The following is a 9,702-nucleotide window of genomic DNA, read 5'->3' as shown; positions in this document are numbered from 1 at the left end:
CGGCCGTACGGTCACTGTTGCCTCCGTCCGAAGGATGACGGCGGGCCCGTCCGCGTCATACGAAAGTCGATCGGGGGCGACCGCGAGCCGGCCCCCAGCCGACCCCGATCCGACGTCGAAGCGACGTCGAAGCGACTCCGACCGACGCCGTATCGACCGTACGGGCCCGTCCGCGCACCGTGCCGCGCTCAGCGTGCCGCGGTCAGCCGCCGAGGCTCTGGGCCGCCTTCTTGATGTCGGCGGCGAAGGTGCTCACCTCGCTGTAGACGCCGGGGTAGCCGGGCTCGGCGCAGCCCTGGCCCCAGCTGACGATGCCGACCTGTATCCAGCCGCCGGCCGCGTCCTTGCGGAACATCGGGCCGCCGGAGTCGCCCTGGCAGGTGTCGACGCCGCCCTTGTCGATGTATCCGGCGCAGATCTCGTCGCCCGGCGTGAGCTGGTTGCCGTACGCCTTCTTGCACGTGGCGTCGTCGACGAAGGGGACCTTCGCCTTGAGGAGGTAGCGCTGCTGCTGGCCGCCCTCACGGTCGGCGCCCCAGCCGGCGATGGTGAACTCGCCGTTGTTGTCGGCGGCGGTCTCGGCGATCTTCAGGGTGGGCTGACTGACGGGCTTGGCGAGTTTGATGAGCGCCCAGTCCTTGCCCTTGCCGTTGTAGCCGGGGGCCTGGAGGACCTGGGCGGACTTCACCGATATGGCCTTGGAGCCCTTGAGGTCGACGTCGCCGACGGTCGCGGTGATGGAGGTGTCGGGGCCGCTGCCGTCCACGCAGTGGGCGGCGGTCAGAACGATCTGCTTGCTGTAGACGGCGCCGCCGCAGCCCATGGACAGCCGTACCATCCACGGGAATTCGCCCTGCTGGGCGCGGGTGCCGCCGACGACACTGGGGCCGGGGTCGGATGGTTCGGGCGTGGCCTGGGCGCTGCCGGGCTGGAGGCTGAAGGCGGCGAGGGCGACGGCGGCGACGGCGAGGGCTCTCTTGAGGGGCTTGAGTTGGCGGGGCAAGGGATGTCCTTCCGTGGGGGGCGGTACTCCTGTCAGGCTCATGTCAAGCCACGGTCCGGAAGTCGCCGCCGGAAGGGCTGTGCCGGGATGCGGCGGTGGCGGCGTGCGACGGTGTGCCGCACGGCGTCCGGTCCCGTGGGGGTGAGCCCGTGAAGCGTCCTGTGATTATGTGGACGGGGTGAACGGAGTGACAAGGGTGGCTTTCCGGCCACGCCGGGCCGCACCCGCCACCCCGCCTCGCCCGCCGCTTTTCGGGGCCGTCGACACACGACGGCCGGACTGGACGACCGGACTGGACCGCCGGACTGTCAGTGCCCGCCCGTAGAGTTGGGGCAACGCCTCGGAGCCGACGTCGCCGACGTCTCGGGGCGGGCCGACCGAGCAGCACGGGGGTGATCGCATGGCGGTGCCGGGGAGCGATATCGAGCACGGCTTTCCGCATCTGGAGACGGTCCGCGGGGCGATCACGGCGCTCTACAAACGCCTCTCCTACGACACGGTGCACACCTTCGGGCTGAGCATGCTCCCCGTGGACGTCGCCTTCGACGACGACGAGGACCTCCACCTCGGCGTGCAGCGCGTCGCCCGCGCGATGGTGCAGCATCTGCGCCTCCCCGACGCCCGGATGATCGTCAGCTTCCGCGAGATGCAGCACGCGGCCAACGTCGAGCTGGCGGCGGGGCCGGAGTATTTCATCGAGCTCAACGACCGTTTCCGGAACCACCGCCGCGACATCGGCGCCGCCCTGGCGCACGAGGTGATGCACGTCTATCTGCACCGCCTCGACCTCTCCTTCCCCGGCACGCGGGACAACGAGATCCTCACCGACACCGCGGCGGCCTACCTCGGGGCGGGGTGGCTGCTGCTGGACGCGTACCGGGAGGATTCCCTCTCCAGCCAGAAGCTCGGCTACCTCACCCCCGAGGAGTACGGCTACGTCCTCGCCAAGCGGGCGCTCGCCTTCGACGAGGACCCGGCGCCGTGGTTCACCAGCCCGCAGGCGTACGAGGCGTATGAGAAGGGGCTGGCCCGCGCCCGGCGCGACGAGCAGCGGCCGCCGCTGGCCGCCGCCGGGCGGCTCGCCCGCCACCGGTACACGCGGGACCGCCGCCATGTGGAGGCGGACCCGGCGACCGCCGCGTCCGCCCTTCCCAACGGCGGTTACGTCTTCGAGGGCCGCGCGCCGCTGCGCGTCGTCTTCCCGTGCCCGACCTGCCATCAGCGGATCAGGGTGCCGGTGCAGGGCAGACTGCGGGCGCGCTGCGGACTGTGCCGCACGGTCCTGGACTGCGACACGTAGGCCGCCCCCGGGCGTACGGGCACGGGCCGGGCGTATGAGTGCGGCGCCTGCCTCCGGTCGGGGAGAAGCAGGCGCCGCTGAGGCCCGTACGGCGCTGTACGGACGACTGAGGGGCCGTCGGACGGCTGGGAAGGCCCTCTGGAGGGGGCGACGCTCGACGCTCAGACCATCAGCGAGCGGTCCGTGGGCTTGATGGGGGCCGGCAGCGCGCTGTCCCCCGCGAGGAAGCGGTCCACGCCGCGGGCGGCCGAGCGGCCCTCGGCGATGGCCCAGACGATCAGCGACTGGCCGCGGCCCGCGTCGCCCGCCACGTACACGCCCGGCACGTTGGTGGCGTAGTCGCCGTCGCGCGCGATGTTGCCGCGGGCGTCGAGTTCGAGGCCGAACTGGCGGACCAGGCCGTTCTCCTGGTCGGTGCCGGTGAAGCCCATGGCCAGCGTCACGAGCTGGGCGGGGATCTTCCGCTCGGTGCCGGGCTTCTGCTCGGGCCTGCCGTCCTTGAACTCGACCTCGGCGAGGTGCAGGAACTGCACGTTCCCGTCCTCATCGCCTTCGAAGTGGGTGGTGGAGACCGAGTAGATCCGCTCGCCGCCCTCCTCGTGGGCCGATGTGACCTTGTAGAGCATGGGGAAGGTCGGCCACGGCTGGTTGGCGGGGCGCTCCTCCCCCGGCCTCGGCATGATCTCCAGCTGGGTGACGGAGACGGCGCCCTGGCGGTGGGCGGTGCCGACGCAGTCCGCGCCGGTGTCGCCGCCGCCGATGACGATGACGTGCTTGCCCTCGGCGGTGATCGGGGAGACCGTCAGGTCGCCCTCCTGCACCTTGTTGGCGAGCGGCAGATACTCCATCGCCTGGTGGATGCCGCCCAGTTCGCGGCCCGGTACGGGCAGGTCGCGGGCGGTGGTGGCGCCGGCGGCGACCACCACGGCGTCGTAGCGCTTGCGCAGCTTGGCGGCGTCGACGTCGCGGCCGATCTCCACCTCGGTGCGGAACTTGGTGCCCTCCGCGCGCATCTGCTCGATGCGGCGGTTGATGTGGCGCTTCTCCATCTTGAACTCGGGGATGCCGTAGCGCAGGAGGCCGCCGATGCGGTCGGCGCGCTCGTACACGGCGACGGTGTGCCCGGCGCGGGTGAGCTGCTGGGCGGCGGCGAGCCCGGCCGGGCCGGAGCCGATGACGGCGACGGTCTTGCCGGAGAGCCGCTCGGGGGGCTGCGGGGTGACGTCGCCGCTGTCCCACGCCTTGTCGATGATGGTGACTTCGACGTTCTTGATGGTGACGGCGGGCTGGTTGATGGCCAGGACGCACGCGGATTCGCAGGGCGCGGGGCAGAGCCGGCCGGTGAACTCGGGGAAGTTGTTGGTGGCGTGCAACCGCTCGCTGGCGGCGGACCAGTCCTCGCGGTAGGCGTAGTCGTTCCACTCGGGGATGAGGTTTCCGAGCGGGCAGCCCTGGTGGCAGAAGGGGATGCCGCAGTCCATGCAGCGCCCGGCCTGCTTGCTGATGATCGGCAGCAGGGAGCCGGGGACGTACACCTCGTTCCAGTCCTTGACGCGCTCGCCGACGGGGCGGGTCTGTGCGACCTCGCGGCCGGTGGTCAGGAAGCCCTTGGGGTCAGCCATTGGTCGCCGCCTCCATCATCTTCTCGTGGATCTCGGACTCGGTGAGTCCCGCTCGCTCGGCGGCGTCCTTGGCGGCGAGCACTGCCTGGTAGGTGGCCGGTACGACCTTGCTGAACCGGGCGGCGGCGGCCGGCCAGTCGGCGAGGAGGGTGGCGGCGACGGTGGAGCCGGTCTCCTCCTGGTGGCGGCGCACGACGTCGTGCAGCCACTGCCGGTCGTCGGCGGTCAGCGCGGTGACGGCGGAGCCCAGTTCCTTGTTGACGTTGTGGGGGTCGAGGTCGATGACGTACGCGGTGCCGCCGGACATGCCGGCCGCGAAGTTGCGTCCGGTCTCGCCGAGGATGACGGCGGCGCCGCCGGTCATGTACTCGCAGCCGTGGTCGCCGACGCCTTCGGAGACGACGGTGGCGCCGGAGTTGCGGACGCAGAACCGTTCGCCGGTCCGGCCGCGCAGGAAGAGTTCGCCGCCGGTCGCGCCGTACGCGATGGTGTTGCCGGCGATCGTCGAGTACTCGGCGAGGTGGTCGGCGCCCCGGTCGGGCCGTACGACGACGCGCCCGCCGGAGAGGCCCTTGCCGACGTAGTCGTTGGCGTCGCCCTCCAGGCGCAGGGTGACGCCGCGCGGCAGGAACGCGCCGAAGGACTGGCCGGCGGAGCCGGTGAAGGTGATGTCTATGGTGTCGTCCGGCAGGCCCGCGCCGCCGAACTTCTTGGTCACCTCGTGGCCGAGCATCGTGCCGACGGTGCGGTTGATGTTGCGGATGGCGACCTGGGCGCGTACGGGCTGGGCGTCGGCCGGCGAGTGCGCGGCGAGCGCGTCGGCGGCGAGCCTGATCAGCTCGTTGTCGAGGGCCTTGGCGAGGCCGTGGTCCTGGGCGGCGATGTGGTGGCGGACGGCGCCGCTGGGCAGGTCGGGTACGTGCAGCAGCGGCGCGAGGTCCAGCCCCTGGGCCTTCCAGTGGTCGACGGCCCGTGCGGTGTCGAGGAGTTCGGCGTGGCCGACGGCCTCCTCGATGGTGCGGAAGCCGAGTTCGGCGAGGAGTTCGCGGACCTCTTCGGCGATGAACTCGAAGAAGTTGACGACGTATTCGGCCTTGCCGGCGAAGCGCTCGCGGAGCACCGGATTCTGGGTGGCGATGCCGACGGGGCAGGTGTCGAGGTGGCAGACGCGCATCATGACGCAGCCGGAGACGACCAGCGGCGCGGTCGCGAAGCCGAACTCCTCGGCGCCGAGGAGCGCGGCGATCAGGACGTCGCGGCCGGTCTTGAGCTGGCCGTCGGTCTGTACGACGATGCGGTCCCGCAGGCCGTTGAGGAGCAGGGTCTGCTGGGTTTCGGCGAGGCCGAGCTCCCAGGGGCCGCCGGCGTGCTTGAGGGAGGTCAGCGGGGACGCGCCCGTACCGCCGTCGTGGCCGGAGATGAGGACGACGTCGGCGTGGGCCTTGGAGACGCCCGCGGCGACCGTGCCGACGCCGACCTCGGAGACCAGCTTCACGTGGATGCGGGCCGCGGGGTTGGCGTTCTTCAGGTCGTGGATGAGCTGGGCGAGGTCCTCGATGGAGTAGATGTCGTGGTGCGGGGGCGGGGAGATGAGGCCGACGCCGGGTGTGGAGTGGCGGGTCTTGGCGACCCAGGGGTAGACCTTGTGGCCGGGGAGCTGGCCGCCCTCGCCGGGCTTGGCGCCCTGGGCCATCTTGATCTGGATGTCGTCGGAGTTGACGAGGTATTCGGAGGTGACGCCGAAGCGGCCGGAGGCGACCTGCTTGATGGAGGAGCGGCGCGCGGGGTCGTAGAGGCGGTCCGCGTCCTCGCCGCCCTCGCCGGTGTTGGACTTGCCGCCGAGCTGGTTCATGGCGATGGCGAGGGTCTCGTGGGCCTCGCGGGAGATGGAGCCGTAGGACATGGCGCCGGTGGAGAAGCGCTTGACGATGTCGCTGACGGGCTCGACCTCCTCCAGCGGTACGGGGGTGCGGCCGGTGCTCTTGAGGGTGAAGAGGCCGCGGAGCGTCATGAGGCGCTCGGACTGCTCGTTCACGCGCTCCGTGTACTGCTTGAAGATGTCGTAGCGGCGGGAGCGGGTGGAGTGCTGGAGGCGGAAGACGGTGTCGGGGTCGAAGAGGTGCGGCTCGCCCTCGCGGCGCCACTGGTATTCGCCGCCGATGTCGAGGCGGCGGTGGGTGGCGGCGATGCCGGTGGCGGGGTACGCCTTGGCGTGCCGGGCGGCGACTTCCCGGGCGACGACGTCGAGTCCGGCGCCGCCGATCTTGGTGGCGGTGCCGTGGAAGTAGGCGTCGACGAAGGAGCCGTCGAGGCCGACGGCCTCGAAGACCTGCGCGCCGCGGTAGGAGGCGACGGTGGAGATGCCCATCTTGGACATGACCTTCAGGACGCCCTTGCCGAGTGCCTTGATGAGGTTGCGGATGGCGTCCTCGGCCTCGACGCCGGGCAGGAAGGTGCCGGCGCGCACGAGATCCTCGACGGACTCCATGGCGAGGTAGGGGTTGACGGCGGCGGCGCCGTAGCCGATGAGCAGCGCGACATGGTGCACCTCGCGGACGTCGCCCGCCTCGACGAGCAGGCCGACCTGGGTGCGCTGCTTGGTGCCGATGAGGTGGTGGTGGACGGCGGCGGTGAGCAGCAGCGAGGGGATCGGGGCGTGCTCGGCGTCGGAGTGCCGGTCGGAGAGGACGATCAGGCGGGCGCCGTCCTCGATGGCGGCGTCGGCCTCGGCGCAGACCTCGGCGATCCGGGCGGCGAGGGCGTCGCCGGCGCCGCTGACGCGGTAGAGGCCGGAGAGGGTGGCGGCCTTGAGGCCGGGCATGTCGCCGTCGGCGTTGATGTGGATGAGCTTGGCGAGCTCGTCGTTGTCGATGACCGGGAAGGGCAGGGTGACGCTGCGGCAGGAGGCTGCGGTGGGGGCGAGGAGGTTGCCCTGGGGGCCGAGGGAGGAGATCAGCGAGGTGACGAGCTCCTCGCGGATGGCGTCCAGCGGCGGGTTGGTGACCTGCGCGAAGAGCTGGGTGAAGTAGTCGAAGAGGAGCCGCGGCCGGTCGGAGAGGGCGGCGATGGGCGAGTCGGTGCCCATGGAGCCGATCGGTTCGGCGCCCGACTTGGCCATGGGCGCGAGGATGACCCGCAGTTCTTCCTCGGTGTAGCCGAAGGTCTGCTGGCGGCGGGTGACCGAGGCGTGGGTGTGCACGATGTGCTCGCGCTCGGGCAGGTCGGCGAGGTCGATGAGGCCGGCGTCCAGCCATTCCCCGTAGGGGTGTTCGGCGGCGAGGCCGGCCTTGATCTCGTCGTCCTCGATGATGCGGTGCTGCTCGGTGTCGACGAGGAACATCCGGCCGGGCTGGAGGCGGCCCTTGCGGACGACCTTGGCGGGGTCGATGTCGAGGACGCCGACCTCGGAGGAGAGGACGACGAGGCCGTCGTCGGTGACCCAGTAGCGGCCGGGGCGCAGGCCGTTGCGGTCGAGTACGGCGCCGACGACGGCTCCGTCGGTGAAGGTGACGCAGGCGGGGCCGTCCCAGGGCTCCATCATCGTGGAGTGGTACTGGTAGAAGGCGCGGCGGGCCGGGTCCATGGAGGCGTGGTTCTCCCATGCCTCGGGGATCATCATCAGCACGCTGTGCGGGAGCGATCGGCCGCCGAGGTGGAGGAGTTCGAGGACCTCGTCGAAGGTGGCGGAGTCGGAGGCGTCGGGGGTGCAGACGGGGAAGAGGCGCTCGCGGTCGTCGGCGCCGAGGAGGTCGCCGGCGAGCTGGGATTCGCGGGCGCGCATCCAGTTGCGGTTGCCCTGGACGGTGTTGATCTCGCCGTTGTGCGCGACGAAGCGGTACGGGTGGGCGAGCGGCCAGGACGGGAAGGTGTTGGTGGAGAACCGCGAGTGGACCAGCGCGATGGCGGTGGCGAGGCGGCGGTCGGAGAGGTCCGGGAAGAACGGCTCCAGCTGCCCGGTGGTGAGCATGCCCTTGTAGACGAGGGTGCGGGCGGACAGCGAGGGGAAGTAGACGCCCGCCTCGCGCTCGGCGCGCTTGCGGAGCGCGAACGCCTTGCGGTCGAGGGCGAGGCCGGTGAGCTGCCGGCCGCCGTCGCGGGCGGCGACGAAGAGCTGGGAGAAGGCGGGCATGGTGGCGCGGGCGCCGCTGCCGAGGAGCTGGGGGGCGACGGGGACGACACGCCAGCCGAGGACGTCGAGGCCCTCTTCGGCGGCGGTCGCCTCGATGCGCGAGACGGCCGCGGCGGCTTCCTCGGCGTCGGCCGGGAGGAAGGCGATGCCGACGGCGTACGAGCCGGCCTCGGGCAGGGGGAAGGCGACGGCGGAGCGCAGGAACGCGTCGGGGACCTGGAGCAGGATGCCCGCGCCGTCGCCGGAGTCGGGCTCGGAGCCGGTGGCGCCGCGGTGTTCGAGGTTCCGCAGGACGGTGAGGGCCTGCTCGACGAGCGCGTGGCTCGCCTCGCCGGTGAGGGTGGCGACAAAGCCCACGCCGCAGGCGTCGTGTTCATTGCGCGGGTCGTACAAACCCTGCTGGGCGGGGTGGGATGCGGATCGCATCGGCTCTCCCGTCGTCGTCATGGCATCTGAGGGTGCCGAGGGACGACTCTGGCCCTCTGCGAAGAATTTCACGCAGGTTACATGATGGCCTGCTTCTCGAACAGCGGATGCCTGATTCCAGGATGTGGACTTCAGACCTAACGCGCGAGTCGGGGCGAATACGGATTGATCGCCCACCGCTGGGACAACGTGCAGCGGGCGACGTTGCCCGCGACGCTCCGGCCTTATGCCCGGCCGCCCGAACCCTGAAACCGCACGGTAACGCGCTCACTATGCGGCCGGCCGCATAAAGCGTCAACCTATGGCGGTACCGAAAAGGATGCCGAGCAGGTAGGTCACACCCGCCGCGGCCCCGCCCAGGCCCAGCTGGCGCAGCCCGCTGAACCACCAGGACCGCGCCGTCACCCGCGCCACCACCGCGCCGCAGCCGAAGAGCCCGATCAGCGCGAGCAGCACGGCGGGCCACAGCGACGTCGCGCCCAGGAGGTAGGGCAGTACGGGCAGCAGCGCGCCCAGCGCGAAGGAGCCGAAGGAGGAGACCGCGGCGACCATCGGCGAGGGCAGGTCGGAGGGGTCGACGCCCAGTTCCTCGCGGGCGTGGATCTCCAGCGCCTGCTCCGGGTCCTTCGACAGCTGCTCGGCGACCTGGCGGGCCAGCGGCGCGTCGACGCCCCGCGACTCGTACAGCGCGGCCAGCTCGTCGATCTCGTCCTCGGGGTGCTTGCGCAGCTCGCGCCGCTCGATGTCCAGCTCGGCCTGGACGAGCTCGCGCTGCGAGGCCACGGAGGTGTACTCGCCGGCGGCCATCGAGAACGCGCCGGCCGCGAGCCCCGCGAGCCCGGTGATCACGATGGTCTGCGAGGAGGCGGAGCCGCCGGCCACACCGGTCATCAGCGCGATGTTGGAGACCAGCCCGTCCATGGCGCCGAAGACCGCCGGACGCAGCCAGCCGCCGTTCACATCGCGGTGGGTGTGGTTGTCGCGGTGCGCGACGTGCGGGGCCTCGGCCGTATCCAGGACAGACATTGCTGCGCGTACTCCTCACATCGGGGGCGGGAGCCCGATGCCCCGCCCCGAACGATTCAAAAGTACGCACGATTTGCGGTGGTCCGCTAGCAAGGAAGGCCGAACTTACCTCTCTGACCTGCGCAAACGCGAGCGGGCTCCGGAAATTCCCGCGCTGGGCAGGCAATACGCGACGAGGCCGCCGGACCCGGTGGGG

General features: G+C 71.3%; 5 protein-coding genes. 1 reads left to right on the top strand and 4 read right to left on the bottom strand.

Features of this window, described 5'->3' with window-relative positions:
- Window positions 1–202: 202 nt before the first annotated feature.
- Entirely contained in the window at window positions 203–1,045 is an 843-nt protein-coding gene (locus ACFU99_RS20695) for a S1 family peptidase (RefSeq protein ID WP_384394077.1), read from the bottom strand.
- A gap of 358 nt (window positions 1,046–1,403) precedes the next feature.
- Here ACFU99_RS20695 and ACFU99_RS20690 point away from each other — a divergent pair, with 358 nt between their 5' ends.
- Window positions 1,404–2,303, top strand: coding sequence for a hypothetical protein (locus ACFU99_RS20690; protein ID WP_384394075.1), 900 nt, complete (start codon window positions 1,404–1,406; stop codon window positions 2,301–2,303).
- 161 nt (window positions 2,304–2,464) lie between these two features.
- On the opposite strand, the gene ACFU99_RS20685 is transcribed toward ACFU99_RS20690, so the two are convergent.
- The 3 genes from ACFU99_RS20685 to ACFU99_RS20675 form a co-directional block, all read right to left on the bottom strand.
- On the bottom strand, window positions 2,465–3,925 hold the full coding sequence (locus tag ACFU99_RS20685) for a glutamate synthase subunit beta (RefSeq protein WP_384394073.1): 1,461 nt from the start codon (window positions 3,923–3,925) through the stop codon (window positions 2,465–2,467).
- Window positions 3,918–8,480: a glutamate synthase large subunit gene (gltB, locus tag ACFU99_RS20680; protein ID WP_384394071.1), complete on the bottom strand. Its 4,563-nt coding sequence runs from the start codon at window positions 8,478–8,480 to the stop codon at window positions 3,918–3,920. Before gltB ends, ACFU99_RS20685 begins: the two co-directional genes overlap by 8 nt.
- A 294-nt stretch (window positions 8,481–8,774) precedes the next feature.
- Window positions 8,775–9,506, bottom strand: coding sequence for a VIT1/CCC1 transporter family protein (locus ACFU99_RS20675; RefSeq protein ID WP_384394069.1), 732 nt, complete (start codon window positions 9,504–9,506; stop codon window positions 8,775–8,777).
- Window positions 9,507–9,702 lie beyond the last annotated feature (196 nt).

The sequence above is a fragment of the Streptomyces sp. NPDC057654 genome (assembly GCF_042800135.1).
GTDB lineage: Bacteria > Actinomycetota > Actinomycetes > Streptomycetales > Streptomycetaceae > Streptomyces.
This window is presented reverse-complemented; position numbering and strand designations above follow the sequence as displayed.

Coding starts and splice junctions, on each gene's coding strand:
- ACFU99_RS20695 (WP_384394077.1), bottom strand. CDS start 1,045: ATGAGCCTGACAGGAGTACCGCCCCCCACGGAAGGACATCCCTTGCCC.
- ACFU99_RS20690 (WP_384394075.1), top strand. CDS start 1,404: ATGGCGGTGCCGGGGAGCGATATCGAGCACGGCTTTCCGCATCTGGAG.
- ACFU99_RS20685 (WP_384394073.1), bottom strand. CDS start 3,925: ATGGCTGACCCCAAGGGCTTCCTGACCACCGGCCGCGAGGTCGCACAG.
- gltB (WP_384394071.1), bottom strand. CDS start 8,480: ATGCGATCCGCATCCCACCCCGCCCAGCAGGGTTTGTACGACCCGCGC.
- ACFU99_RS20675 (WP_384394069.1), bottom strand. CDS start 9,506: ATGTCTGTCCTGGATACGGCCGAGGCCCCGCACGTCGCGCACCGCGAC.